The organism is Streptomyces sp. NBC_00289 (assembly GCF_041435115.1).
GTDB lineage: Bacteria > Actinomycetota > Actinomycetes > Streptomycetales > Streptomycetaceae > Streptomyces.
The window spans coordinates 6969990-6996947 of record NZ_CP108046.1 but is presented as its reverse complement, the minus strand read 5'-3'; the positions used below and the strand labels follow the sequence as shown (position 1 = coordinate 6996947).

The 26958-nt window shown below is 74.3% G+C and carries 23 protein-coding genes; 18 read left to right on the top strand and 5 right to left on the bottom strand.

Annotation, left to right across the window (positions count from 1 at the left end):
• The first annotated feature begins 20 nt into the window (after window positions 1-20).
• From OG985_RS31700 to OG985_RS31690, 3 genes are read left to right on the top strand one after another with little or no spacing between them, the layout of a single operon-like run.
• Window positions 21-626 (top strand): toxin-antitoxin system, toxin component family protein, encoded by a 606-nt coding sequence (locus tag OG985_RS31700; RefSeq protein ID WP_371671765.1) that lies wholly within the window; start codon window positions 21-23, stop codon window positions 624-626.
• Window positions 623-1867 carry an MAB_1171c family putative transporter gene (locus OG985_RS31695; RefSeq protein ID WP_371671764.1) on the top strand — a complete coding sequence of 415 codons (1245 nt, stop codon included), beginning with the start codon at window positions 623-625 and terminating at the stop codon, window positions 1865-1867. Before OG985_RS31700 ends, OG985_RS31695 begins: the two co-directional genes overlap by 4 nt.
• Window positions 1860-3254, top strand: a complete 1395-nt coding sequence (locus tag OG985_RS31690) for an FAD-dependent oxidoreductase (protein WP_371671763.1) — start codon at window positions 1860-1862, stop codon at window positions 3252-3254. Before OG985_RS31695 ends, OG985_RS31690 begins: the two co-directional genes overlap by 8 nt.
• Window positions 3255-3805: 551 nt before the next feature.
• On the opposite strand, the gene OG985_RS31685 is transcribed toward OG985_RS31690, so the two are convergent.
• The 4 genes from OG985_RS31685 to OG985_RS31670 form a co-directional block, all read right to left on the bottom strand.
• The gene (locus tag OG985_RS31685) at window positions 3806-4648 is read right to left on the bottom strand and encodes an SMP-30/gluconolactonase/LRE family protein (protein ID WP_371671762.1); all 843 of its coding nucleotides are present in this window, start codon (window positions 4646-4648) and stop codon (window positions 3806-3808) included.
• A complete protein-coding gene (locus OG985_RS31680) occupies window positions 4645-5418 on the bottom strand; it encodes an IclR family transcriptional regulator (protein ID WP_371671761.1) in 774 nt (257 codons plus the stop codon). Before OG985_RS31680 ends, OG985_RS31685 begins: the two co-directional genes overlap by 4 nt.
• A 211-nt stretch (window positions 5419-5629) precedes the next feature.
• Complete coding sequence (locus OG985_RS31675; RefSeq protein ID WP_371674554.1) at window positions 5630-6817, bottom strand: PucR family transcriptional regulator; 1188 nt, start codon at window positions 6815-6817, stop codon at window positions 5630-5632.
• A gap of 90 nt (window positions 6818-6907) precedes the next feature.
• The gene (locus OG985_RS31670; RefSeq protein WP_371671760.1) at window positions 6908-7060 is read right to left on the bottom strand and encodes a hypothetical protein; all 153 of its coding nucleotides are present in this window, start codon (window positions 7058-7060) and stop codon (window positions 6908-6910) included.
• Between the two features lie 164 nt (window positions 7061-7224).
• Between OG985_RS31670 and OG985_RS31665 the strand changes: the two genes are divergently transcribed.
• The 10 genes from OG985_RS31665 to OG985_RS31620 all read left to right on the top strand — a co-directional run bounded on the left by OG985_RS31665 (window position 7225) and on the right by OG985_RS31620 (window position 19631).
• The gene (locus OG985_RS31665) at window positions 7225-8202 is read left to right on the top strand and encodes a DUF3068 domain-containing protein (protein WP_371671759.1); all 978 of its coding nucleotides are present in this window, start codon (window positions 7225-7227) and stop codon (window positions 8200-8202) included.
• 227 nt (window positions 8203-8429) lie between these two features.
• Entirely contained in the window at window positions 8430-9614 is a 1185-nt protein-coding gene (locus tag OG985_RS31660; protein ID WP_371671758.1) for a glycosyltransferase family 4 protein, read from the top strand.
• A gap of 158 nt (window positions 9615-9772) precedes the next feature.
• Window positions 9773-10498: a class I SAM-dependent methyltransferase gene (locus OG985_RS31655; protein WP_371671757.1), complete on the top strand. Its 726-nt coding sequence runs from the start codon at window positions 9773-9775 to the stop codon at window positions 10496-10498.
• Window positions 10495-14751 carry an alpha-(1->3)-arabinofuranosyltransferase family protein gene (locus OG985_RS31650; protein ID WP_371671756.1) on the top strand — a complete coding sequence of 1419 codons (4257 nt, stop codon included), beginning with the start codon at window positions 10495-10497 and terminating at the stop codon, window positions 14749-14751. Before OG985_RS31655 ends, OG985_RS31650 begins: the two co-directional genes overlap by 4 nt.
• The gene (locus OG985_RS31645) at window positions 14748-16100 is read left to right on the top strand and encodes a condensation protein (protein WP_371671755.1); all 1353 of its coding nucleotides are present in this window, start codon (window positions 14748-14750) and stop codon (window positions 16098-16100) included. The genes OG985_RS31650 and OG985_RS31645 overlap by 4 nt, the downstream gene beginning before the upstream one ends.
• Entirely contained in the window at window positions 16097-16834 is a 738-nt protein-coding gene (locus OG985_RS31640) for a methyltransferase domain-containing protein (RefSeq protein ID WP_371671754.1), read from the top strand. Before OG985_RS31645 ends, OG985_RS31640 begins: the two co-directional genes overlap by 4 nt.
• A 24-nt stretch (window positions 16835-16858) precedes the next feature.
• On the top strand, window positions 16859-17764 hold the full coding sequence (locus OG985_RS31635; protein ID WP_371674553.1) for a hypothetical protein: 906 nt from the start codon (window positions 16859-16861) through the stop codon (window positions 17762-17764).
• Complete coding sequence (locus OG985_RS31630) at window positions 17761-18030, top strand: Trm112 family protein (RefSeq protein WP_371671753.1); 270 nt, start codon at window positions 17761-17763, stop codon at window positions 18028-18030. Before OG985_RS31635 ends, OG985_RS31630 begins: the two co-directional genes overlap by 4 nt.
• Window positions 18027-18845: an FkbM family methyltransferase gene (locus tag OG985_RS31625; protein ID WP_371671752.1), complete on the top strand. Its 819-nt coding sequence runs from the start codon at window positions 18027-18029 to the stop codon at window positions 18843-18845. The genes OG985_RS31630 and OG985_RS31625 overlap by 4 nt, the downstream gene beginning before the upstream one ends.
• 102 nt (window positions 18846-18947) lie before the next feature.
• Complete coding sequence (locus OG985_RS31620; RefSeq protein WP_371671751.1) at window positions 18948-19631, top strand: hypothetical protein; 684 nt, start codon at window positions 18948-18950, stop codon at window positions 19629-19631.
• On the opposite strand, the gene OG985_RS31615 is transcribed toward OG985_RS31620, so the two are convergent.
• Complete coding sequence (locus OG985_RS31615; RefSeq protein WP_371671750.1) at window positions 19594-20472, bottom strand: RimK family alpha-L-glutamate ligase; 879 nt, start codon at window positions 20470-20472, stop codon at window positions 19594-19596. The two genes, OG985_RS31620 and OG985_RS31615, sit on opposite strands and share 38 nt — an antisense overlap.
• A gap of 167 nt (window positions 20473-20639) precedes the next feature.
• Between OG985_RS31615 and OG985_RS31610 the strand changes: the two genes are divergently transcribed.
• The 5 genes from OG985_RS31610 to OG985_RS31590 all read left to right on the top strand — a co-directional run bounded on the left by OG985_RS31610 (window position 20640) and on the right by OG985_RS31590 (window position 26942).
• On the top strand, window positions 20640-21704 hold the full coding sequence (locus OG985_RS31610; protein ID WP_371671749.1) for a MerR family transcriptional regulator: 1065 nt from the start codon (window positions 20640-20642) through the stop codon (window positions 21702-21704).
• A 197-nt stretch (window positions 21705-21901) separates the two neighbouring features.
• Complete coding sequence (locus OG985_RS31605; RefSeq protein ID WP_371671748.1) at window positions 21902-23386, top strand: acyl-CoA synthetase; 1485 nt, start codon at window positions 21902-21904, stop codon at window positions 23384-23386.
• Window positions 23379-24746: a carboxyl transferase domain-containing protein gene (locus OG985_RS31600; RefSeq protein WP_371671747.1), complete on the top strand. Its 1368-nt coding sequence runs from the start codon at window positions 23379-23381 to the stop codon at window positions 24744-24746. Before OG985_RS31605 ends, OG985_RS31600 begins: the two co-directional genes overlap by 8 nt.
• Window positions 24747-24930: 184 nt before the next feature.
• Entirely contained in the window at window positions 24931-25281 is a 351-nt protein-coding gene (locus OG985_RS31595; protein WP_371671746.1) for a CU044_2847 family protein, read from the top strand.
• Window positions 25278-26942 (top strand): trypsin-like peptidase domain-containing protein, encoded by a 1665-nt coding sequence (locus OG985_RS31590; protein ID WP_371671745.1) that lies wholly within the window; start codon window positions 25278-25280, stop codon window positions 26940-26942. The genes OG985_RS31595 and OG985_RS31590 overlap by 4 nt, the downstream gene beginning before the upstream one ends.
• Window positions 26943-26958 lie beyond the last annotated feature (16 nt).

Below are 26958 nucleotides of genomic sequence, written 5' to 3'. Positions count from 1 at the left end.
GGATGTGAACGGGGGAAGCGATGGACATCGCGGGCGCGCGGGTGACGGCGGCCCGGATCGCCGCATCGCTGCGGCGCCCCCAGGGCGCCTCGGCGATGCGTGGCCTCGCGGCCGACCTCGCCGCGGCGCTGCGGGCGAGACCCCGGCCACCGTCGGACGTACGGGAGTTGTGCCGGGCGCTGTGCGAGGAGATGAGCGCGCGCCGCGGTGGACGGCCCGTCGAGCTGCGCTTCGAGCGGTTCCCGGACGAGATCGAAGTGACCGGTCTGTGGGTGGAGTTCCAGGACTTCGACCTGGTCATCGTCGAGGAGCGAGCCGAGGCCGTACAGCAAGTGGTCATCCTCGGACACGAGTTGTGGCACATGCACGCGGGACACGGCCATCACCACCGGGCCGGCACGGCGGCCGCCCACGCGCTCGCCGACCAGCCGGACTGGAAGGGCGTCGCCCTGACCGTCGCCGCCCGGGACGGCTCCCGCCAGCGGGACGAGGCCGAGGCCGACGACTTCGGCCACCGGCTGGCCACCGCCTGCCGGGCCCTCCTGTCCGGCGGAGCGGCACACCCGCCGCCCGACCCGCTGCAGCGGGCCCTCGGCTACCGCGGACGCGGAGGGACGACCCGGTGACAGCCGCCCACGGTCTCGGCGGCCTGGCGCTCAGCCCCGCCGGAGTCCTCGACGAGTTCTACATCTCCTTCTGGATCCCGGCCGCGATCCTCACCTCGGCCCTGGTGATCAAGCTGCCCACCATCATCAGGCTGTGGAAGGACCCGTTGCTGCGCGCGGTCGGCGGACTGCTGCTGCTGGCCTGCTCCGTGTTCGTGTTCGCGGCCCCCACCACGATCGCCTGGACCAACCGGGTCACCGGCGTGCCGAACATCGCGGCTCCCCTGGTGTACTCCCTGCTCACCGCCTTCTGCGGGTCCTGTCTGCTGCTGATCATCGCCTGGCGCAACGGTCTGTCCGACCGCACGGCCGCCACCCGCCGAGCCATGCGGTGGGTGATCACGCTGTACTCGGGTGTGATCGTCGCCCTGTGGGTGCTGTTCGCCGCCGCGGACGCGCCCGTCGAGCGGGTCCGGGACCTGGACACGTACTACGCCTCGACGCCCTTCATGCGCGAGGAGATCCTGCTCTACCTGCTCGCGCACACGGTGGCCGTGCTGATCACCTCCCGGCTGATCTGGAACTGGGTCCGCACCGACGGGCTCGACGCCTGGCTGCGCTGGGGCCTGAAACTGCTGGGCGTCGGCTACGCGATGAACCTGGTCTTCGACGCCGCCAAGCTCACCGCCGTCGTGGCCCGGTGGACCGGCCACGCCCCGGACTGGCTGAGCACGGACCTGGCCCCGCCGGTGGCGTGTCTGTCCGCCATCCTCATCGCCGTGGGCTTCATCCTTCCGCACGCCGGCCAGTACCTGCACGACCGCTGGCGCGTCCGGCTCGCCCACCACCAACTGCGGCCGCTGTACGTGCTGATGCGGGCCGTCGACGGCGGCGGCGTGCCCTTCGTCCTGCACGCCACGCCCGAACTGCGCCTGATCCGCAGGGAGACGTTCATCCGGGACGTCCTGCTGCCCCTGGCCCGGCATCTCGACGAGGACCGGCGCAGGCAGGCGTACGACGCCGCGCTCGCCCTCGGCTTCGAGCCGGACCGGGCGAAGGCGCTCGCGGCCGCCGTGGCCGTCCAGGACGCGGTGGAGGCCGGGCGGCGCGCGCCGGACGGCGACGGCTGCGGCGACCCCGACACCACGGACCTGCTCCAGGAGATCGCGGCCCTGTCCCGAGCCCTCCGCCACCCCGACGAGATCGCGGCGGTGCGCACCCGTGCGGCCGCCCCCGCAGAGAGCGTGCCCGTACATGAGTGACCGCCCCACCACCGCCGTCGTCCTCGGCGGCTCCCTCGCCGGCATGCTCGCCGCCCGTGCCCTGACCTCGGTCGCCGACCGTGTCGTCGTGGTCGAGCGCGACGCGCTGCCCGCCGGGCCGGAGCCGCGCCGGGGACTGCCGCAGGCCCGGCACGTGCACCAGCTGTGGTCGGGCGGTGCGCGGGCGCTGGAGGAGCTGCTGCCCGGTGTCACCGGGCGGTTGCGGGAGGCGGGCGCGCACCGGCTGCCGGTCACCACCGACATGGTGGCTCTGTCGCCGAAGGGCTGGTACCGGCGCTGGGCCGAGTCGCACTTCATGCTGCTGTGCGGCCGGGACCTGCTGGACGCGACCGTGCGGGCCCAGGTGCTCGCGGACGACCGGGTGGAGCTGGTCGACCGGGCGGAGGTGCTCGGCCTGGAGGGTACGGACGCCGCCGTCACCGGAGTCCGGATCCGGGCGCACGACGACACCGAACGCACCCTCGTCGCCGGTCTCGTCGTCGACGCCACCGGGCGTACGTCCCGTGCCGCGCGGTGGCTGACGGGGCTCGGGCTGCCCGAACCCGACCGGCGGGAGGTCGACTCGGGTCTGGCGTACGCGAGCCGCCTGCACCGGGCGCCGGAGGCGGCCAGGGACGGCTTCCCGGTGGTCACCGTGATGGCCGATCCGCGCTCGGGCGAGCCCGGCCGCGGTGGCGTCCTCATGCCCGTCGAGGACGGACAGTGGCTGGTCACCCTGCTCGGCACGCGCGGCGGCGAACCCTCCGCCGACCCCGCCGACTTCGACCGGTACGCGCGCGAGGAGCTACGGCATCCGATCCTGGCCGAGCTGATGGACCGCGCCGAGCCGGTGCCCGAGGTGGCGTTCACCCGCACGACCGCCAACCGCCGTCACTTCTACGAGCGGATGCCGGCCTGGCCGGAGAACTTCGCCGTCGTCGGCGACGCGCTGGCCGCCTTCAACCCCGCCTACGGTCACGGCATGTCGGTCGCGGCACAGGAGGCGGTGGTTCTGCGGGACGTCGTACGGCGTCATGGCTGGGGTTCGCCCGGACTGTCGCGGCGGGTGCAGAAGGCGGTCGCCCGGCCGGCCGGGGCGGCGTGGGACCTCGCCGTCGGCCAGGACGTGTTCTTCCCCGGGGCGACCCAGGACGGACCCTCCCGGTGGGAGCGGCTGCTGGCGGCCTACATCGACCGTCTGACCCTCACGGCCACCGGCAACGGGCGGATCGCCCGAAAGGTGACGGACGTGATGTCGCTGGAGCGCGGAGCGGAGGTACTGCTCGCTCCGCGCGTCCTGCTGGCCGCGGCGCTCGGCCCCCTCAAACCACCCCTGTCGGAACCACCCCTGACACCGGAAGAACGCAAGGCGGCGGGCTTGCCGTAGGCCCTCGCGGGCCGGGAGCTCGGCGCCCCAGGCGCTCACCCGCCGGGTCCACGAAGCCCGACGCCACGCGGTCGCCGTAGGCGCCCGCCGGGCGGAAACCGCGAGGCCCACGGGGCCCGGCACCGGGGGGGCAGTCACAGGCACTCGCGGGGGCGATCGCCGGAAGCGCGCACCGGGCGGGGACCGCGAGGCCCGGCGCGACGCGACCGCCGTAGGCGCTCCCGGGCGGGCCGGAACCCCTCGGGGCCCGGCACCACTGGGCAGTCACAGGCACCCGGGGCTCGGCGCCGCGCGGCCGCCCTGGGCGCCCACCCGCCGGGGCCGCGCACATCCGATGCCGCGCGACGGGACCGCCGTAGGCGCTCCCGGGCGGGCCGGAGCCCCTCGCCGGCCCGGCACCGCTGGACAGTCACAGGCACGCGCGGACCCGGGGCTCGGCGCCGCGCGGTCGTCGTGGGCGCCCACCCGCCGGGGCCGCGTGACCCGATGCCGCGCGACCCGATGCCGCGCAGTCGCCGAAGGGGCTCCCCGCGTCGGGGGGTGTGCCGCGTTCAGCCCGTGAAAGGCGGCTGGGTCAGGCCCTTGCCCGCTCCGGGGAGTACGAGCACCGATCCCGCCAGCGGGTGCGGGGACCGGAGGTCCGTGCGGGCCGTGGTGATGTACAGGTCGGTGAGGTCGGCGCCGCCGAACGCGCACGCGGTGATCCGTGGCACCGGCAGGTCGATCACCCGGTCCAGCTCGCCGTCCGGGGTGTAGCGGCGCACCGCGCCGCCCTCCCACAGCGCCACCCACACGCATCCGTCGGCGTCGACGGTGAGTCCGTCGGGGAAGCCCGCGCCGTCCTCGATCCGCGCGAGCGGGCGCCGGTCGACGGGCCGTCCGTCCACGAAGTCGAAGACGTCGACGCGGCGCGTCGGCGAGTCGATGTAGTACATCAGCCGGCCGTCGGGGCTCCACCCCGTGCCGTTGCTGACGGCCACGTCGTCGAGGACGACCTCGACCGAGCCGTCGCCGGTGACGCGGGAGAGGGTGCCGCCGCCCGGTGCCTCGTCGTAGCGCATGGTGCCGGTCCACAGCGTGCCGTCGGGCGCGACGGCGGCGTCGTTGGCGCGGCGGCCGGGGACGGGGTCGCGGTGCAGCCACCGGAAGGATTCGTCCGGGTCGAGCAGGCCCACCCCGTCCCGGAGGTTGAGGACGAGCCCGCCGCCCGCGCGCGGCTTGGCCGCGCCCACGTGCTGGTCGGTCGTCCGGACCGTGCGACGGCCGGACGCCGGGTCGTAGGTGTGCACCCGGGAGCCGAGGATGTCGATCCACAGGAGCCGCCCGGCGACCGCGTCCCAGGTCGGGCCCTCGCCGAGGGCCGCCTCGGCCCGTATCGCCACTTCGTAGGTCATCCCACGCTCCGGTGACCGAGGCGCTCCGACAGCTCGACCGCGCCCTTGGCGGCGAGCTGCTCCAGCTCGATGCGGCGGTCGTCGCTCCAGCGGATCATGGGTACCGAGATGGACAGCGCGGCGACGACCCGGCCGGTGCGGTCGTGCACCGGGGCGGCCACGCAGGAGACGTCCGGGTTGGACTCGCGGCGCTCGACCGCGATGCCCCGCTGACGGATCTCGGCCAGGGCCTCGCGCAGCGCGCCCGGGTCGGTGATGCTGTTCGGGGTCATCGCGATCAGCGTGCTGTCGTCCGGGATGCGGGCGGTCAGTTCCGGCGCCGGGAGCGAGGCGAGCAGCATCTTGCCGACGGAGGTGCAGTGGGCGGGCAGCCGGCGGCCGGCCGCGGACACCATGCGCACCGCGTGGGTGGAGTCGACCTTGGCGATGTAGATGACGTCGGTGCCCTCGAGTATCGCGACGTGCACCGTCTCGTCGCAGGTCTCGGCGACCGAGCGGGCGACCTGCTGGCCCTCGGCGGCGAGGTCGAGCTGCTCGGCGTAACGGCTGCCGAGCTGGTACGGGCGCACTCCGAGCCGGTAGCGTCCGGGCTGACCGGGCACCTGGACGATGTACGACCGGGCGGCGAGTGTGGTGACCAGCTCGTGCACGGTGGTGCGCGGGAGCTGGAGCCGCCGCACGATGTCGGGGGCGGAGAGCGTCCCGTCCCCGTCGAGGAAGAGCTCGAGAATGTCGAGAGCCCGGGTCACGGCAGGTACTAGGCGTCCCACGACCGGCCCCCTCCCTTGGGTTTAAGGCGTCTGTGTTCGAAATTTCAACAGACGATCGGCATGACGAACACAGGCTAGTCATAGTGGTATGTCCGGGCAATGGGCTGGCGTGTACCACCTGTGACTCCGGGTGAGTCAGGGGTGGTTTTGGGCCGGTTCGCACGGGGGTGGCCGCCCCACCGGTGACGCCCGGCCGGGCCGACCGGCCCGCCTAGCCCCGGCTGTCCCCCAGTGTTCCGCGCAGCCGCTGGGCCCTGAGCACCAGTTCCAGTTCGAAGCGGCGGTCCGGGTCGTCGATCTCGTCGCCCCACAGTTCGCGGATCTGGCGCAGGCGGTAGCGGACGGTCTGCGGGTGGACGCCCAGCCGCGCGGCCACCTCCGGCGCCCCGCCGCGCGTCTCCAGCCAGGCGAGGAGTGTTTCCGCGAGCCGCCGCCCGTGCGTGGGCCCGCAGCGGGTGAGCGGGGCCAGACAGCGGTGGGACAGGTCGTCGATCAGCTCCTGGGGCTGGAGGAGCACCAGCGCCTCGGTGTGCTCGGTGCAGTACAGGACCTCTCCGGCCGGCAGCAGCCCGCGCTCCATCAGGTGAACGGCCGCCTCGGCCCACCGAAGCGACTTCGCGGCGTCGGCCAGCGGCACCGGCGGTCCGATGGCGCCCGCCCAGCCGGTCAGTGCCCGGTGCAGCAGTTCGGGGCGGCCGGCGGCGTCCGGCTCGGGCACGACCATGCGGGGCCGCTCGTACTCCAGGTCAAGCAGCACGCCCTGCCCGACCGCGGGCGCCACCGCCTCCCGCGCCGGGCGCAGCAGCACGCCCACCGCGACCTTCCGCGGCAGCGTCCAGCCGATGCGGGCGGCCCGTTCGGTGACCGCGTCGGCGGGGTCGCCCCGATGGTGTTCGGCGAGCAGCAGTTCCGTCAGCCGGCGCTGCAACCGCAGCCGTTCTCCGGCCTGCCGGGCGGCCGCCTCCGCGTAGCCGCGTACGGACTGGTCGACGAGGCCGTCGAGGTACTCGTAGCCCGCGTCGACCAGTTCGTACATCGCCGGCGGCGGGATCTCGACGCGCTGTCCGATCTCGGCGAAGCGGCGCCAGGCCAGCCGTACGCCCATGCGGTAGATGGCCTGGAGCGAGTCGAGGCTGCGGCCGCCCAGGCCCTCGCCGCGGCCGAACTCCTGGAAGACGCCGGGCGGTACGGTCGGGCGGCCCTCGGCGGTCTCCAGGTGCTGGACGAAGACCTCGATCGCTCGCCGGATGCCCACCAGTGCCATCGGCTCGCCCGACTCGTCGAGGACCGCGGGCAGGTGCGGGTACTCGCGGCGGATCTCGCGCAGGATCTCCTCGGCGAGCGCGGGCGCCTCGGCCATGGCGATCGCCGCGAACCGGCGCACCTGGAGGCGGGGCACGTCGTGCCAGGCGGAGCGGTGGGCGGCGGCCGGCGGGCGGGAGCGCGGCGCCTGGTCGGTCGCGGGGGCGCTGTTGCGGCTCGTCACCGCTCAACTCCCCTGGTCTGCTTGCTCGTACGTGATCAGGGGGGTGTCGGGCTGGTCGGGCGTGGCCTCGAGCAGGGCGACGATACCGAACGCGGCACCCACGGCGAGGGCGGCGGCCAGCGCGACGGTGAGTACGACGGCGAGCAGTCTGGACATCGCAGGGTCAGCCTCTCTGTACGGAGGTCGTCCTCACCCCGGCGCCCGGCCCCTGCCCGTCGACCCCAGTCTCGGCAGACATTGACACTCCGTCAAGAGCCGCCTACGGTTCCCGGCCCATAGAGCGGCCCGAGCTCCGTCATCCCACGCCCTGGAGTGCCCGGATGCGCCGTACAACCTCACCCCTTTCGCTGATACTGCTGGGTCTCGGCACGTTTCTGCTGGTCCTGGCGCCGCTGCTCGCGTGGTACGTGACGCCGCGCGCCGCGGTGAACCCCATCGACATCGACACCACCGCCGTCTACTCCGGCACCGGCAGTTACTTCGACACCGCGGAGATCGAGACCGTGCACGACCGGCGGATCACGGTCACGCAGCAGGTCCGCGGGGACGTCGAGGACAGCGAGCGCAGCGGGCGCGCGGTGTGGGACGTGACGACGACCGTCGACACGGACGACTCGCTGCCGGCGGCCGATCCGCACGACGCGCTGGAGTTCTTCCCCAACCGCTGGGTCACCGACCGCCGCACCAACGAACCGGTGCACTGCTGCCGCGAGAACCCGTACTTCGAGGGCGACGCCTACCTGAAGTTCCCGTTCGACGTGCGCAGACACTCCTACCAGTGGTGGGACAATTCCCTCGGTTCCACGGTCACTCTGCGATACGCGGGTACCAGGAAGGTGCAGGGGTACACGGGTTACCGGTTCACCGGGACCGTCGCCCCGACGAGGATCGACACCCGGCTGGTGCCGGGCAGCATCGTCAAGCGGCCGAACCGGCCGCAGGTGCTGGCCGAGGAGTGGTACTCCAACCACGGCATCGAGCTGGTGGTCGACCAGCGCACGGGCCGTGTGGTCTACGCGCAGGTGGGTCCGCGCCGCACGCTGCGCGCCCCCGGCGCGAAGAAGGACGCGGTGGTGCTGCTGGACAGCCGGAAGCTCGCGTTCACCGAGGACACCCAGAAGGACCAGGTCGAGCTGGCGAAGGACGAGAGCGGTCAGCTGCGCATGGTGAGCGAGACGTTGCCGATCGGTGCCGCTGTGACCGGATTCGTCCTGGCGACCGTGGGGAGCGTTTTGGTGGCACGCGGGAGGAAGCGTCCGGAAACGTCCGGGACATCCGGGACCACGCTCACGATGTGACGTGACGTCAGCTACAACAAAGCCCGAACTTGTCACGCCGGTGAGTAGCCGTCACGAACCCGTGGGCGAAAACTGTCCCATCCCACCCGGACACAACCGGTCCACATCCCCCTCCCAGGAAAAGCTCGGACACCCCACAGAAATCCGCACCGCGAGTCCGCCCGACTCCGCACCGTGCCCTGTCCCCCCACGCTGAGTTCCGCACCCCGAGACGAGTTGGAGCACGCATGCCCCAGCACGTGCCGTCTTCGCTGCGCGCCGCGTTTCCCCGGGCGCCGCAGCACCTTCCGGCGCTCCCCCCACCGCGCCGTATCGTCTTTCTCGCCCATCGTGACCTGCGCAGTCCGGCCGCCGGCGGCTCCGAGCTGCTGGTCGACCGGCTGGCCGACGGCCTGACCCGGCTCGGTCACCAGGTGACCCTGCTGCACGGCGGCCCCGCCCTTCCGGCGGCCGGTTCCACCCGACCGGACGGTGTCCCCGAACGCGCCTACCGCGTCGTGTCGGCGGGCGGCGAACTGGGCCACTACCTGCGCGCCCGCTCCGCCTTCGGCCGCCGCGTCGGCGACTGCGACCTGCTGGTCGAGGTCTGCGACGGAATGCCGTACCTCGCGCCCCTGTGGCACCACGGCCCGACCCTGTGCCTGGTCAACCACGTCCACACCGACCTGTGGCGGATGCGGTTCGGCGGTCCGCTGACGCCGGCCGCCCGGATCGGCCGAAGACTCGAACACTGGGCGCTGGCCGGTACCCGGCACCGGCGTCTGCTGGTCGCCGTGTCGCCGTCGACGGCCCAGGCGCTGCGCGCGATCGGCGTCGAACGCGAGCGCATCCGCGTCGTGCACAACGGCGTCGAGGAACCGGGCCCCCGGGCGGACCGTTCGCCCGAGCCGCTGTTCCTGGCGGTGGGCAGGCTCGTCGAGTACAAGCGGATCGACCTCCTGCTCAGACTGTGGGAGCGGGTCCGCCCGGTGACCGGTGGCCGGCTGCTGATCGTCGGCGACGGGCCGGAACGCGAGCGGCTCGAACGGCTCGCCGGACCCGGCGTCGAGTTCACCGGCCATGTCTCCGAGGCGGAGAAGCACCGTCTGCTGTGCGCGGCCTGGCTGCTGCTGCATCCCTCGGCGGTGGAGGGCTGGGGCCTGGTGGTCACCGAGGCGGCCGCGCGCGAGACCCCGGCCGTCGCCTTCGACGTGCCCGGACTGCGTGACTCCGTGGCGGACGGCGAGACAGGGGTCCTCGCCCACGGCGAATCGTCCTTCGCTGCGGCCTGGTGCACGCTCGCCCTGTCCGCGCACCGCCGCGAGCTGATGGGCAAGGCGGCCCGCGAGCGCGCGGCGCGCTACCGCTGGGACCGTACGGTCGGACAGTTCCGCGCGGTGGCCGCCGAGGCGGTGCGGAACCCGGCGCCATGATGCCCGCGCGCCGCCTCAAGGACGCCGTCCTGCGCCTGCGGGTCCGACCACGCCCACGGCGGGGGTGCCCCCGCACGGGCGACGCCGGGAGCGGGGGCGGAGCGACACCCGCCACGGCCCCGCGCCCCTTCCGGGACGCCGCACAGCGCCGGAGCCCCATGAAGGACCCCTCCTTCCGCCGGTCGCTCACCCTCTTCCGCGCCTTCCTGCACGAGCAGGACGACCCGGAGTCCTGCTACACGCTGCTGGCCCGGGACGCCGTCGACCAGGTCGAGTCCTACGACGGCCCGGTCGCCGGCCGCACCGTGGTGGACGTCGGCGGCGGCAGCGGCTGCTTCACCGAGGAGTTCCGGCGCCGCGGCGCCCACGCCCACCTCTTCGAGCCGGACCCGCGGGAACTCGGCCCGAAGCCGCCCGGCGGGACGGTGATCGCCGACGGCTATCTGCTGCCCCTCCCCGACGGGGTCGCCGACGTCACCTTCTCCTCCAACGTGCTCGAGCACGTGGCCGACCCGCAGACCTTCCTCAGCGAACTGGCCCGGGTGACCCGGCCCGGCGGGCTGATCTACGTGTCGTTCACCAACTGGCTGTCCCCCTGGGGCGGTCACGAGTGGGCGCCCTGGCACTACCTGGGTGCCGAGCGGGCCCGCGCCCGCTATCGGCGCCGTACCGGAAGGGCCGCCAAGCACACCCTCGGCGAGAACCTGTTCGCCGTGCACATCGGGCCCACCCTGCGGCTGGTGCGCGCCCGCGACGACGTCACGGTCGTCTCGGCGCGCTCCCGCTACTGGCCGTTCCTCGTGGAGACCGTCGTCAAGGCGCCCGGCATCCGCGAGCTGGCCACCTGGAACCTCCTCCTCATCCTCCGGCGGTGTCCACCATGACGACGTCCACGGTCCAGGCCCCTCCTCCGTCAGCCGTCCCCGCCACCGCGGTCATGGTTGGCCCGCCGGAGGGCCCGCGGTCCCGGCGCTGGCTGCTGGGTTTCTGGGCCGTGGTGTTCGTGCTGTTCCTGGCGGCGCACCCGGGCCGGCAGACCTTCGACACCAAGCTCGGCGTCACCGTCGACCCGGGGCGGTTCCTTGCCGACCTCGGCCAGTTGTGGCACGACCAGGGCTCCTTCGGCGGCATCCAGGACCAGTACGCCGGCTATCTGTGGCCGATGCTGCCGTTCTACTGGCTGTGCGAGGTGGCCCTGCATCTGCCGGTGTGGCTGGCGGAGCGGCTGTGGCTGTCACTGGTCGTCTCGGTCGCCTTCTGGGGGGCGCTCAGGCTGGCCGAGCGGCTGCGGATCGGCAGCGGCGCCTCCCGGCTGCTCGCCGCCGTGGCGTACGCGCTGTGGCCGGTGTTCACCGTCGTCGTCGGCTCGACCTCGGCGGCGGCGCTGCCCGGCGCCTTCCTGCCGTGGGTGCTGCTGCCGCTGACCGACGACCGGTACAGCGCCCGCGTCGCGGCCCTGCGTTCGGCGCTCGTCGTCCCGTTCATGGGCGGCGTCAACGCGGGCTCGACGCTCGCCGCCCTGCTCCCGGTCGGCCTCCATCTCCTCTCCCGCCCGCCCGGCCCCCGGCCGCGCAAGCTGATCGCCTGGTGGGTGCCGGCCGTGCTGGTGGCGACGGCCTGGTGGTGGATACCGCTGCTGCTGCTCGGTGTGTACGGGGAGAACTTCCTGCCGTACGTGGAGAGCGCGCGGACCACGACGGAGACGATGTCGGCGACGGAGGCACTGCGGGGCGCCGGGAACTGGGTCGCCTATCTGCACTTCGGCGAGGCGTGGCTGCCGGCCGGCTGGACGGTCGCGTCCTCGGTGATCGTGACCGTCTGCTCGGCGCTCGCGGCGGGACTGGGCCTCGCGGGCCTGGCCAGACGGGACCTGCCGGAGCGCCGCTGGCTGGTGCTGACCGTCCTCACGACGGCGCTGCTCCTGCTCGCCGGGTACGGCGGCGCCTTCGGTGCCCCCTTCCACGGGGTGGTGCGGGACTGGCTGGACGGCTGGCTGGTGCCCTTCCGCAACATCTACAAGTTCCAGGTGGGCACGGCCCTCGCACTGGTTCTGGGCCTCGCCCACCTGGTGGGCGTGGCGGCCGAGCCGCGCGGGGCACGCGCGGTGCGCGGCCGGCGGTTCGCTCCGCTGGTCGCGGCGGTCGTGATCCTGCCCGGTCTTTTGTGGCCCTACCTCAACGGCTCCATCCTGAACCCGGGCTCCTTCCAGAAGCTCCCCACGTACTGGCAGGCCACCGCGGGCTGGCTGGAGAAGTTCTCCCCCGACTCCCGCGCCCTGCTCGTCCCGGCCACCGCCCACGGCCTCTACACCTGGGGCTCGCCCGTGGACCAGCCCCTCGACGTCCTCGCCGAGTCCCGCTGGGCGCAGCGCGACTACGTGCCGTTCGGCACTCCGGGCAACCGGCGGGCCATGGACGCGGTCGAGCAGGCCCTGGCGAGCGGCGGCCAGGTTCCGGGGCTGGCGGACTATCTGAGCCGGGCCGGCATCCACTACGTCGTCGTCCGCAACGACCTCGACCCCGACCAGATCGGCTACGTCCCGACCACCACCGTGAAGCGGGCCCTGGAACAGTCCGGCTACGTCCGGACGAAGGGCCTCGGCCCGGTCATGACCGGCGGCCGGATCGCCCACGACACCCCGCTCCAGGTCGAGGGCCTGTACCCGCGGCAGCGTGCCGTGGAGATCTACCGGCCGCCCGCCGACACGCCACGGCCGGGGCAGGCCGGGCTGGCGCCGGTCGCCGACACCGCCGTGGTCTCCGGTGGCCCGGAGGCGCTGCTGCCGCCGGCCTCCGAACTCCGCGGCCGTCCCACGGTGCTGACCGGCGACAACCATCCCGGGGTCGGCTCCCCGCCGCTCCAGGTGGCCGGCGACGGCCTGCGCCGAGCGGACACGCGGTTCGGCCTGGTCGGCGCGAACACCTCGTACCCGTACACCCGCGACGAGCGCAACGCGCCGGACGCCGCCCAGGACGCGGGCGCGAAGCCGCACCAGATCCTGCCCACCGAGGGAATCGGCCACCAGACGGTCGCCGAGTTGCGCGGCGCCCGCTCCGTCACGGCGTCCTCCTACGGCAACTGGCTGTTCCACCTGCCGCAGTTCGACCCGGTGAACGCCTTCGACGGCGACCCGGACACCGCGTGGGCGGAGGGCGCGCCGGGTTCGGCGAACGGCCAGTGGCTGCGGATCGCCTTCGCCGGCGGCGGGTACGACATGCCGTCGTCGGTCAAGGTCACCCCGCTGCCGCAGCAGAGCGTGCGGTCGGCGCCGACCCGGGTGCGGGTGGAGACGGAGAAGGGGACGGCGACGAGTTTCCTCCGCCCCGACGGCATGACCCAGGCCATCAAGTCGCCGCCTGGTGAGACACGTTGGATGAAGCTGACGATCGTCGACTCGGTGGCCCGCCGCTCCGGCCTGACCGGTGCGGGCTTCGCCGAGATCGGCCTGCCTGACGTGCAGGTGACCCGCCTGCTGCGACTGCCCACGGACACGGACGACGCGGCCGGCGCCGAAGCCACCCTCGTCTCCCTGCACCGCACGCCCGACCCCACCGGGCTCTCCCCGACCGGCACCGAGACGGGCCTGCACCGCCGCTTCTCGACGGCCACGGCGGGGACGTACGAGGTGCGGGCCAGCGCGGTACCGGTGCCGGGCGAGGCCCTCGACAAGCTGCTCTACCAAGCCGCGCCCGACCAGCGGAGCCGGGTGACCGCGACCGCTGACTCGACGGCGGGTCTCGGCGCCGGCCTGTCGGCACGCAACCTCACCGACGGCGATCTGACCACGGCCTGGATCGCCGGCGACCGCCCGACGATCCACCTGCGGTGGGACGTCAGGCAGCCGATCGGCGAAGTGGTGCTGGCCCCGGCGGGCGGCCTGTCGACCCGCCCCACCGAGGTGCACATCAGCTCCCCCGACGGCGCCACGATCGCCGGCGCCGACGAGAACGGCGTGGTCCGCTTCGACCCGATCATCACGGACCGGCTGGACATCACGATCACCAGGACCGCCGCGCTGACGCTGCACAACCCGGTGGCGGACGAGGACCTGCAACTCCCGGTGGGCCTCACGGAGGCGTACCTCCCCGCCCTCCAGGACCAGTACCGCACGCCGCAGCCGAAGGGCACCCGGAGGTTCTCGCTGCCCTGCGGGCAGGGCCCGGTGCTGGCGGTGGACGGCAAGCTGTACCGGACCGGTGCGCGGGGGACCGTCCGGGACCTCACGGAACGCCGCCGGGTCGAGGTGACGGTCTGCCAGGGCAGGCGCGCCGACAGCGCGTTGTCGCTGGGCTCGGGCACACACCGGCTGGAGGCCGGCGACACCGGCCCGCTGGCCCTCACCGACGTCACGCTGACCCGCGGCACGCTCACCGAACCCGCCCCGGGCGCCCGTGAGCTGCGCGTCCGGGACTGGCTCGGCGACCGCCGCGAGCTGAGCGTCGGCTCGGGCCCGGCCACCTACCTGACGACGTACGAGAACTACAACGACGGCTGGCGGGCGACACTGAACGGCCGGGAACTCACGCCGCTGCGGCTGGACGGCTGGCAGCAGGGCTGGCGGATACCGGCCGGAGCCGGCGGCACGGTCAAGCTCTCCTACGACCCCTCGACGACGTACAAGGCCGGGCTGATCGGCGGCGGAGCGGGCCTGGTCGTCCTGGTGGGCCTGGTCGTGTGGCGGCGGCGCGCCCCGAACCCCGACAAGCCGCAGCCGCTCCCGCCGCCGCCCGGCCTGTGGCTCGGCACGGTGGCGCTCACGCTGGTGGGCGCGGTGATCGCCGGATGGCTCGCCCTGCTGGTACCGGCCCTGGCCCTGCTCGCGTACCGGCGGCACACCCTGCTCGTCCCGATCGCGCTCGCCGCCCTCGCCGGCGCGGGGATCGCGGCGGCGACCGGGGCCGGGGAGCCGGTGGCCGCGAGCGGCGGGGCGTTCGGGCACACCGCTCAACTCCTCGCGCTGATCGGCCTGTTCGCGGCGGTGGTGAGCGTGCGGGAGCCGTCGCCCGAGCCTGGGCCCGGGTCGGCACCGGAGCCGGAGAGGAAGCCGGATCCGCACCCGTACCCGCACCCGGATTCGCGCCCCTACCCGAACCCGAACCCGTATCCGCGCCCGGAGGAGAGGGGTGAGGGCGTATGACCGCGGCTGGGCAGCCGGTACGTGTTCCGTTCCCGGTGGTGGACGAGGTGGCACGGCACTGCATGCAGGAGGAGGAGCCGGAGACCGTCCACATCGAGATCCACCTCCCCGGCCCGCTGGACGCGCCCCGCCTCCGCAAGGCGTTCACCGAGGCCCTCCACCGCCACCCGCGCGTCCTCATGCGCGAGGCACCCGGCCCCTGGTACCGGCGCCGCTACGAGTGGGAACTCACGGCGGAGCCGGACGTGGAGGTCATCCGCTTCGCACCGCCGGGACCGAACGCCCTGCGGGACGCGAGGACACGGGCACTGACCGGCGCACCGCCCCTGTCGACGTCACCACCGATACGGCTCGAGGTGGTGGAGGTGGCGGGCAACGAGGCCACGGGCCTGGCCGGCGGTGGCGGACCGACGAGGCCGCCCGCCGTCGGCGCGACCGGTCGACGGCCGCACGGCACGGTCCTCTTCCTCACCATCAACCACACCGCCCTCGACGGTCCGGCCTGCCTCCGTGTCCTGGCCACGGCCGCGGAGCTCTACGGCGGCAGGGACAACGCGCCCACCGCACCACCCGTACGCCCTCCCGACGCGCCCCAGGAACCCGTGGACGCCCCGTCCAACTGGTCGCCGCCCGCCCGGGTCGCCCCCGGCACCCCGGGGACCATCCCGGGCAACGGCCTCCTGGTCACCGAACTCGCCCTCCCCCACCGCCCCAAGGGCTCCCCGTACACGGTGAACGACCAGCTCATGGTCACCACCGCGCTGACGATCGCCCACTGGAACCGGGAACACGGCGCCCGTCCCCGCCCCCTGCGCATCACTATGCCCGTGGACGACCGCCCGCGCGACGCGGACATGCCCATCGGCAACGGCACCCGCCTGGTGGAAGTCACCTTCGCGCCTGAGGAGTTGGCCGGCGCCCCGGACGGCATGCCCGCGCTCCTGGGCCGTACGGCGACCCGTACCCGCGCCCTCAAGGCCCTCCCCCGTCCCCAGCTCGGGCACGGCGCCGCCCTGCTCACCACCCCGGTCACCCCGGTGGCCTGGCGGGCCGCGCTCACCCGGGGTCTGCGTCGCGCGGCCGCGCCGTGGACGTCCACCACGCTGCTCAGCAACATCGGCCGCGTCCCGTACGCGCTGGACTTCGGCGAGGAGGCCGGCCGCGCGCTCGCGGTGTGGTTCTCGGCCCCCGCCCGGATGCCCCGCGGCCTCACCGTCACCACCGCTTCCACCGCCGGCCGGCTGCATCTCGCCCTGCGCTGGTCGTGCGCCCTGCTCGGACCCGACGACGGCGCGCACCTGAGGGACCTGTTCGAGCACCACCTGCACGCGACGGAGGTGACCCCGTGACGGCCACCGCCCCCGTCCGGCGCACCGGACTGCGCGACTTCTACGAGAACCCGGCCGTCCCCGTCGCCTCCGGCACCCCGCGCAGCCTCCGCCAGGCCCGCATGCTGGCCGCCGCCCTCGGCCCGGCCGGCCGGACACCGCGCACGATTCTCGACATCGGCTGCGGCGACGGCACCGCCGCCGCGACCGCCGCCCCCCTGCTGTCCGGCCACCGCCTCGTCGGCGTCGACTGGTCGCAGGACGCGCTCAGCCGCGCCCGGACCCGCCTGGCGCACGCGGTGCGCGGTGAACTCGGGGGCGGGGGGCTGCCGTTCGGATCCGGCTCGGTGGACGCCGTGCTGTTCAGCGAGGTGATCGAGCACCTCGTCGACCCGGACGCCGCCCTCGACGAACTCCGCCGCGTACTGCGCCCGGGAGGCCACCTCATGCTGTCCACGCCGAACCTGGCCGCCTGGTACAACCGCGCCCTGCTGCTGGCCGGTGTGCAGCCCGTCTTCTCCGAGGTCAGCCTGCGCGCGATCCACGGCCGGCCGGGCCGGGAGGTCGTGGGGCACCTGCGGCTCTACACGGCCCGCGCGCTGCGGGAGTTCGTCGCCGCGGCCGGCTTCGAGGTCGTACGGCTCGAAGGGGCCCCCTTCCACGGCGTGCCGCGCCCGCTGCGCCCGCTCGACCGGCTGGCCTGCGCCAGACCGCAGCTCGCGTCGATCCTGCTGCTGCACGCACGGAAGACCTAGGGGGCCCGGCGCATGTGGTGGGGAGTGACCGCGGCCCTGCTGGCGAACGTGCTCTACAGCACCGGGTTCGTGCTGGAGAAACGGGCGCTCGCGGCCCTGCCGGAAGTCAGCATCCGGCAACCCGCCCGGCTGCTCGGACTCGTGCTGCGCAGCCCCCTGTGGCTCGGCGGGTCACTCGCTCTCGCCTCCGGTTTCGGCGCGCAGCTCGCCGTCTACCGCACGCTGCCGATCGCCGCCGCCCAGGGCATCTTCGTCTCCGGCCTGGTACTGCTGGTGCTGCTCTCCGCCCGGTTGCTGGGCGAGGAGACCACCGGCCGGGAGCGGTACGCGCTGGCCGCGATCCTGGCCGCGCTGCTCATGGTCGTCCTGTCCCTGCGGGAAGGCTCCGACACGGCGGGGCGCGACGCCCCGTACCCGCTGATCCTGCTGGTCTGCGTGCCGTCGCTGGCGGCGGGCGTGTGGCTGTACGGGGCGGCCGAGCGCCGCTCCCGGCACCGCCACCGGGTGCCGACCACGGGGGTGGAGTACGGCGTGGCGGTGGGCCTGCTCTACGGCGTCAGCTCGCTCGCCATCAAGGGCGTCTCCACCTACCTGAGCGGCGGCGATCCGGCCGGTGCGCTGCTTGCCGTGCTCCGCTCCCCGTACCCGTACCTCCTGCTGTTCACCGGCGCGTTCGGCCTGGTCATGTCGCAGGCGGCGCTGCAGCGCTGCCGGGCCTCCCTGATCGTGCCCGTGTGCACGACGGTGACCTGTCTGTTCACGGCGGTGCTCGGCACGCTCTCGTTCGGCGAGGCGCTGCCGCACGACCCGCTGCGGCTGGCACTGCGGCTGGCGGGCACCGCGCTCGCCGTGACCGTCCTGCTGGCCATGCCCAGGCACGACTCCGCGCCTGAACCCGCCCCCGTCACCGAGGAGTTGACGCCACCGTGAACCCGGACGACCCACTGCTGAAGATTTTGGCCTGCCCGCTCGACAAGGGACCACTGCACCTCCTCGCCCCGGACGAACCGAACACACCGGCTGGACCGGCTGGACCGGACGACCCCGACGGACCGGCCACGGCCGAGGCCCTCTACAACCCGCGCCTGCGCCGCCGCTACCCGATCCTCGACGGCATCCCGCAACTCCTGCCCTCCTCCGGGGAGCAGGTCTCGGACGACGAACACGAGGACCTCCTCAAACGGATGAGCCCGTGACGGCCCGCACCACGCCGGCCGCCCGGGTGGCCCGGCTGCTGCCGAACCGTCTGGTGGCGGCGGCCGCCGTGGCCGTCTACCCGCGGTTCGAACCGGAGCTGGCCCGGCTCGCCGACCTGTGCCCGGCCGACTGCGGCACGGCCGTCGACGTCGGCGGCTGGTACGGCCCGTGGACCCGGCGCCTGTCCGCGCGCGCCCGCCGGGTAGTGACCGTCGAACCGGTCCCCCATCTGGCGCGGCTGCTGACTGCCGGTGCCCCGGCGAACGTCCGCGTGATCCAGGCCGCCGCCGCGGACCGCCCCGGCACGGCCCGCCTGTGGCTGCCGCCGGGCGACGCGGGCGACCGGGGCGTGTCGTCCCTGGTCCGGCGTGACATCCACGCCCACGCGCTCCAGGTCCCGCGCGTCACCCTCGACGGCCTCGGACTGCGTGACGTCGGCTTCATCAAGATCGACGTGGACGGCAGCGAGCTCGCGGTGCTGCGGGGCGCGACGGCACTCCTGGCCCGCGACCGCCCCGCCCTCTTCGTCGAACTGGAGGCCCGCATCCAGCCGATCGCCCCCGTGGTGACCCACCTCGCGCTGCTGGGGTACTCCGGCTGGGTGCTGCCCGGCGACACCTGGGTGCCGCTCGCCCGCTTCCCGCTGGAGGCCCACCAGGCGCGCACCGCGCACGTCGCGTCCGCCGGCCTGCTGCGCCGCGTCCTGCCCTTCCGCAGCCGTCCGCGCTACGTCAACTCGGTGCTCTTCCTCCCGGACGGCCGCCGTCCGGGCGCCCCCGCCGAGCCGGAGGGCGCGCCGGTGTCGAAGGGCTGAGGGTGGCCGCCGTCCCGGCACGGCCGAGGCACCCGGACGGAGCACCACGGAGCGGGGCCCCGTCCAGGGGAGGCGGCGCGCGACCAGGGGCCGTGGGCGACGATGGTTCCCATGCCGCCCTCCGCGAAACGCCCCGCCGGAACCGCCGGTCCCTTCACTCCCCGCGATTTCCAACTCGTCCTGCTCCGTCGCATGGCCGACCACAACCCCGACCTGGTGGACGACGCCCGCCGCGGGCTCGGCGCCTCGCTCGCGGACATGCGTGAGGCGAACAAGCGGTGGCAGGCGATGCTCCGTTCCCCGCGCGCGAGGGCGGCCGCCTCGCGCTACCGCTCGGTCCTCGGCCCGCCCGAGTCGGTGACCGCCCGGACGATCGGCGACCTGGAGTGCGAGGCCCGGCAGTGGCCGCTCTCCCTCTGGCCGGATCTGCGCTTCGAGGTGCTGGTCGCGCCGAACGGCGTGGTCTGGAACGAGTGGCTGGTCCGCGCGCCGGGCGCCCCGGCCCCCGAATTGCGCACCCTGGAGGACCTGACCCCCTGGTCCTGCGTGGTCGACGAGGCCGCCCGCGCCTTCGCTCCCGCCCGGCCCCTGGAGGGCACGGCCCCGACCCGCTGGGGTCTGGCGTTCACGGCACCGGACGCGGACGGTGTCCGGCGCAAGGTCGCCGCCGAGTTCACCTGGGGGCTGCTGCAACGCACGGCGGTCGGCCCCGTCCCCGTCCCCGCGACCGACTCCACGGACGACTCCGTCACCGACCCTGGGCAGCCGCCGTCAGAATCGCGGTGACGACCGCCGGCACCGAGTCCGGGTGCAGGAACAGGAAGAGGTTCGGCTCGACCAGCTCCAGTTCCATCACCCGCGGGGCGCCGTCCTCCCCGTCCACGAGGTCGACGCGGGCGTACAGCAGCTCCGGTGCGTCCGGTACGGCGGCCAGGGCGTCCCGCGCCACGGCCAGTTCGGCCGGGGCCGGGGTCCAGCGCTCCAGGCCGGGGTGGGCGACCTTGTCCGCGTCGAAGGCCGTGCCGGGGGACAGGACGGCCCGTTTGCGGCTGGCGTGCAGGAGCCGGCCGCCGAAGAACTGCAGGGCCCGCTCGCCGCCGGTGTCGATGCTCCGCATGTACGGCTGGATCATCGCCGTCAGCCCCTCCGCGTGCATCCGCGCGAGGTGCCGTACGGCCGTCTCGTGCTGCCCGGGCGTGTAGCGGGCGGCGTACCGGGCGCCCGCCCCGGAGGTGGGCTTGACGACGTACTCGTGGTCGTCCGGCAGGTCGGCCGGGTCGCCGGGGGCGAGGTAGCGGGTCGGGACCACGGGCACCCCGGCCGCCGCGAGGTCACCGACGTACCGCTTGTCGGTGTTCCAGCGCACCACTCCGGCGGGGTTCGCGAGCCGCGTCGCCTTGCCGCACCGCTCCGCCCACGCCGCGAACTCGGCCGCCCGCCAGCTGTAGTCCCAGGTGGAGCGGATGACGGCGAGGTCGTAGGCGGCCCAGTCCGCGTCGGCGTCGTCCCAGCACACCGCGTCCGCCTCGGCCCCTGCCTCCCGCAGGGCCCGCAGCAGCACGGGGAGGTCCGCGTCCCTGCTGGGCTCCGGGCGGGGGTCGTAGGTGACAAGGGCGACTCGGGGCACGGGGGCTCCATTCGGGGTCGGTCGTACGGCCGGGTGTCCCGGCAGGCTAACCGCCGCCCCCGCAACCACGACAACCCGTTTGACCTTCCCCTTCGGTGAAGCCCCAGCATCGGTGGCGAGGAACCGCGGCGCCGGGAACGGCCAACACGGAACAGGACGGAGTGCACATGGAGTGGCTGACGATCGGCGCCTTCGCGAGAGCGTCCCGGCTGTCACCCAAGGCGCTGCGGCTGTACGACGAGCTGGAGCTGCTGCCGCCCACGCGGGTCGACCCGGACACCGGATACCGGTACTACACGGTCGAGCAACTGGAGCGGGCCCGTCTGGTGGCGTGGCTGCGGCGGCTCGGGATGCCGCTGGCCCGCATCCGTGACGTCTGCGCCCTCGAACCGGCCGCCGCCGCCCGGGAGGTCCGCGCCTACTGGGCGCGGGTCGAGGCGGAGACGGCGGCCCGGCGGGATCTCGCCGCGTTCCTCGTCCATGAACTGATGGCAGCACCGAGGAAGGACACCAGCATGCTGGAACTGCGCTACTCCGCCCACTCGGACCGGGGCCGGGTCCGCCCCGCCAACCAGGACACGGCGTACGCGGGCGGGCGACTGCTCGCCGTCGCCGACGGATACGGTCCCGCGGGCGGGCCCGCGAGCAGCGCCGCCGTGGAGGCGCTGAGGTTCCTGGACACACGGGAACTCCCGGCCGGGGACGTCCTCAACGTCCTCCAGGACGCGGTGCGGGGCGCGACCGAGGCGGTACGGGACGCGGCCCGGGGTGAGACCGAGGCGGGCACCACACTGACCGCCCTGCTGTGGACGGGCTCCGGGCTCGCGCTGGTCCACATCGGCGACTCGCGCGCGTATCTGCTGCGCGAGGGCGGGCTGTTCCGGATCACCCACGACCACACCGTGCTCCAGTCGATGATCGACGAGGGCCGGCTGACGGCGGCGGAGGCCGCGACCCACCCCCGGCCGGCCCTGCTCCTCAAGGCGCTGACCGGCGACGGCACCTCGGCGCCTCCGGACCTCCGCCTGCACGACGCCCGCCCCGGCGACCGCTACCTCCTGTGCTCGGACGGCCTGTCGAACGTCGTCCCCGACGACCGCATCCGGCAACTCCTGTCGGACGTCCCGGCACCGGACGACGCGGCCCGCACCCTGACCGACACGGCGAACGAGGCCGGCGGCCCGGACAACGTCACCTGCGTGGTGGCCGACGTGGTGGAGACGGCGGCCTGACCCGACCTGACCCCTGCGGAGCGGACGGGTGGTGCGCGGCCGTTCCGCAGGGGGACGGCCGAGAAACCGGCACCCCCCGTCGGGGCCGGACCTGAGCGTGACGTGACGAGGATCAAGTCGTGACGGCGTTGGACAACGCGCGCGCTGGTGTAGGAACGGTGTGTTGTTCCAGGTTCCGACCTCGAGGAGTGCGCCGCGTGACCTCCCTTTTTCCGGCCCTGACCAGCGATCCGGGTGACCTGGTGGCCCTGCGGTTCGGCGATCGGTCGCTGACCTACGCGCAGCTCGCGGCGGCGGCCGGGGCCGTCGGTGACCGGGTCCGCGGGGCCGCGGGGGTCCCCCCGCAGGAGCGAAGTCGGGAGCGGGTGAGGGTCGCCGTCTGGGCGACGCCCTCGCTGGAGACGGCCGTCGGGGTCGTCGGCGCGCTGCTCGCCGGGGTGGCCGCCGTGCCGTTGAACCCGAAGTCGGGCGAGAAGGAGCTCGGGCACATTCTGTCCGACAGTGCACCGACGGCGGTGCTGGCGGCCCCCGGCGACGAACTCCCGCCTGCTGTGCGGGACTTCGCACGGGTCGACGTGGACGTGCGGGCCACCGGTACCATCCCCGACGACCGGACCGCCGGCGACCTGGACCCCGCGCTGGTCGTCTACACCTCCGGCACCACCGGGCCGCCCAAGGGCGCCGTCCTGCCCCGGCGGGCGGTCGCCGCCACCCTGGACGCGCTCGCCGACGCCTGGCAGTGGACCGGCGACGACGTGCTCGTGCACGGGCTGCCGCTGTTCCATGTGCACGGCCTGGTGCTGGGCGTCCTCGGCCCGCTGCGGCGCGGCGGTTCGGTACGTCATCTGGGCCGGTTCGACACCGAGGGCGTGGCGCGCGAGCTGAACGCGGGCGCGACCATGCTGTTCGGGGTGCCGACGATGTACCACCGGATCGCCCAAGCCCTGTCCTCGGAGCCGGAGTTGGCGGCCGCGCTGGGCCGCGCGCGCCTGCTCGTCTCCGGGTCGGCCGCCCTGCCGGTGCACGACCACGAACGCATCACGGCGGCGACCGGACGGCGGGTGATCGAGCGGTACGGCATGACGGAGACCCTCATGAACACCAGCGTCCGCGCCGACGGGGAGCCCCGTGCCGGCACCGTGGGCGTGCCGCTGCCCGGCGTGGAGCTGCGGCTGGTGGAGGAGGACGGGGCGCCGATCACGTCGTACGACGGCGAGACGGTGGGCGAGATCCAGGTGCGCGGGCCCAACCTGTTCACCGGGTACCTCAACCGGCCCGACGCGACGACGGCCGCCTTCACCGCCGACGGCTGGTTCCGCACCGGGGACATGGCGGTGCGCGATCCCGACGGATACGTCCGGATCGTCGGCCGCAAGGCCACCGACCTGATCAAGAGCGGGGGTTACAAGATCGGGGCAGGTGAGATCGAGAACGCGCTCCTGGAGCATCCGGGGGTGCGGGAGGCCGCCGTCACCGGTGAGCCGGACGCCGACCTGGGTGAGCGGATCGTCGCCTGGATCGTCCCGGAGGACCCGGAGAAACCGCCGTCGGCCGCGGAGTTGGCTGACCATGTGGCCGGCCGTCTCGCCCCGCACAAGCGGCCCCGGGTCGTCCACCATCTCGACGCCCTCCCCCGCAACGACATGGGCAAGATCGTGAAGCGGGCGCTGAGCCATGACTGACCGCCACTCCGCCCGCGAGATCCTCGCCCTCGTCACCGACGACTCGACCTTCGCCGAACTCCCGTACCCCGCACGGGACTCCGGGCCCGACGGCCCGCTCTCCTGGCCGGGCTACGACGCCTCCCGCACCCGCGCGGCCGGGCGCACCGGCGAGACGGAGTCCGTCGTCTGCGGCACGGCGGACGTCGGGGGCACCCGGGCCGTACTGATCGCCTTCGAGTTCGGCTTCCTGGGCGGCTCCCTCGGCGAACGCACCGGCGACCGACTGGAGGCGGCGTACACCCACGCCCGTGAACACCGCCTGCCCGTCGTCCCGTTGGTCGCCACCGGCGGCAGCCGGATGCAGGAGGGCATGCTGGCCCTCACCCAGCTCCAGCGGGTGGCACGGCAGTCCGTCCTCACCCGGGAGGCCGGTCTCCCGCAGCTCGCGGTGCTGCGCGACCCGACGACGGGCGGCGGCTGGGCCACACTCGGCGCGGGCGCCGACGTCGTCCTCGCCCTGCCCGGCGCCCAGGTCGGCTTCGCGGGTTCCCGGGTCCGGCCGCCGGACGCGGACCCGGCCGCGTACACGGCGGAGGCGCAGGTGGCGGCGGGGGCGGCCGACGCCGTCGTACGGCCGGAGAACCTCCGGAAGACGCTGGGGCGTTGGCTACGGCTGCTGGCGTCCCCCTCCCGCACCCCGGCCCCGCCCCCGGCCGCACTCGGCGCCGGGGTGAGCGAAGCGACCGCGGGCACCGGCCTCCCCGCCACCGGATGGGAGGCCGTCCAGCGTGCCCGCTCCTCCATGCGGCCGCGGGCCGAGCGGTACCTGGACGCCTACTTCACCCACCGGGAGGCGATCGACGGCGACCGGTGCGGCGGCACCGACGCCGGGATGCTCTGCGGTTTCGGCGAGCACGAGGGGCGGACCGTCGCGTACGCCGCCCAGACGGGGTCCGCCACCCGGCCCGCCGGCTACCGCACCGCCGCCCGGCTGATCCGCCTCGCGGACCGGCTCGGCATCCCGGTGCTGACCCTGGTGGACACCCCGGGCGCGGCCAACGACGCGGAGGCCGAGCGGCAGGGTGCGGGCGCCGCGATCGCGGACCTGTTCGGCGCGGTGGCGGCGGCACGCACACCGGTCACCACCCTGGTGATCGGCGAGGGCGGCTCGGGCGGCGCCCTCGCCCTCGCGGCGCCGGGCAACACCTGGGCCACATCCGACAGTTACTTCTCCGTCATCGCCCCCGAGCTGGCGGCCGCGATCCTCAAGCGGCCGCCCAACGAGGTGGAGGCGACCGCGGACCACCTGCACATCCGTCCGCAGGACCTGGTGGAACTGGGCGTGATCCGGGGCGTCATGACCGGTGACGTGGGGTGAGACGGACCCGGGTGCGCGAGCGCCACGCGGGGTGGCCGGTTTCCGCCCGGCCGAGAGGCCCGGGCACGCGGGCCCAGGACGGTCCGCGGGCGCGAACCCGGGACACCACCCAGCACCGTCCGTAACAATGGAGGTCGCCGGAGTCACCCGGCACTGGTCAACCGCACGGGGGAGCAACCGGTTCATGGACGGGTTAACGCAGTTCAAGACGGAGGACGGCGCGCTGGTCGTCGTGGAGGGCGTCGACGAGGAGCCCGGCGCCCGCATGGTGTCGCGCGGCGACGCGCCCCTCCAGGCGACGCGCACCTTCGAGGGTGCGCTGGACGGCGTCCGGGCGGCGGCCGAGTCGGCGCTGCGCGTCTTCCGGGACGGCGCGCTCCAGCCGGACTCCGTGGAGCTGGAGTTCGGCGTGAAGCTGAGCGCGGAGGCCGGGGCGGTCATCGCGAAAGGTTCGGCGGAAGGCCATCTGGTGGTGAAGCTCAGCTGGTCACCGGGACGCGCCACGGCGGAGCCGGAGGCCGCCGGCCCGTCATGAGCGACGCAGCCTGGCACGCCCGGATCGTCTGCGGGAACGAGGTCGGTGCGGGCTTCCTGATCTCCGCGCACCGAGTCCTCACCTGCGCCCACGTCGTCCGGTGGAGCGACACGTCGGCGGTGACGGTGACGTTCCCGAACCACCGGGAGCTCGGCCCGCTGTCCGCCACCGTCGCCGTGCACGGCGGCTGGTCGGGCGACGCGGCCGACCCCGGCGACCTGGCCGTCCTCGAACTGGACCACGAAGTCCCCCTGGAACCGGCCACGTTCGCGCCACCCGGCGCCGAGCTCGGCGAACCCGCGCCCACCCTGGTCGCGTACGGCTTTCCCCAGGGCTACGACGAGGGCATGCTCGCCCGGTACCAGGCCGTGCCCGGCGCGCTGGTCTCGGACGAGTGGCGACAGCTGGAGGCCGCCACGGCCCACGGACAGGCCCTGGCACCGGGGTTCAGCGGCGCGGCGGTCGCCCTCGCGGACGGCAGGGTGGTCGGCATGGTGACGACGATCGCGGGCACGCGGGACGGCCGGGTCGGCCGGATGCTGCCCACCCAGGTCATGGCCCGCCACTGGCCCGAGCTGGGCGCCCTGGTCCCCACGCCCGACCACGGTCCGGACGCGGTGCGCCGGCTCTACACGCTGGTGCGCCGGGCGGTGGCCGAGGGGGCGGACTGCGATCCGAACCGGCTGTACGTCGACGCCGTGGGCCCTTTCGGACCGCCGCTGCCGGAGGGCGGCTTCGCCTCGCTCGGGGCGGCGGCCGGGTACGTGCAGTGGGAGGTTCCGGAGGGTGAGGCGGTGACCCGGTTCGCCGACCGGCTCCGGGAGGCGCTGGACGCGGGGCCGGTGCCGCCCGCCGCCGCTTCCTGGTCCCCGATCCTGGTCGAGCTCGACCACAGCGGCGCCGGTGCCGACCAGGTCACCGTCGAGGTGTCCGCGTACCGCGACGGGCAGCGGCGCCGGGTCGGCTCGCACCGCCTGCCGCGCGGCGCCGTACGGACGTACGTCCAGGAGCGCATCGACGAGGCGTTCACCCAGCTCGCGCCGGACGCCGACGAGTTGATCACGTTCGTGCTGCCCCGCGACTGGCTGAACGAACCGGTGGCGCACTGGGAGTGCGGTGTCGACGACTCCACCCCGCTGGGCTGCGCCTATCCGCTCGTCGTCGTGGACCGCTCCCGGCACCGCAGCGGCCGGCTGCGCCACCAGCTGGCCAAGAAGTGGCAGAAGCTGGACACCTGTCCCGGGGCGCGGCTGCACCGCGTCGACTGCGGCGTCCCGGAGCGGCCGCCGAGCCTGCGCAAGCGGCTGCGCGACGACGACGCCGACCTGGCGGGTTTCGCCTTCCCGCCCGCCACCGCCCAGCCGCACTTCGAGGTCGGCCTCAACACCCCGGTGCCGGTCCTGCTGTGGCCGCGCACCGGCTGCCCCGACACCGACCGGCACGGCGGCCCCTGCTCCGGCACCACGTTCCTCGACGAGCTCGCCGGCTCCCTCACCGGCGTCCCGCCCACCGAACTACCGCGCCACGTCATGGCGTTGCGGGAGACCGCGGCGGCCGACGACGAACCCGACCGGCACTGGGCGAAGGACCTCCAGCTCCTGTGGGACGACCCGCGCTGTTTCCCGGAGCCCGCCGCCAGCCTCCACTCACCCGTCGCCTGAGCCGAGCCGACCGCCC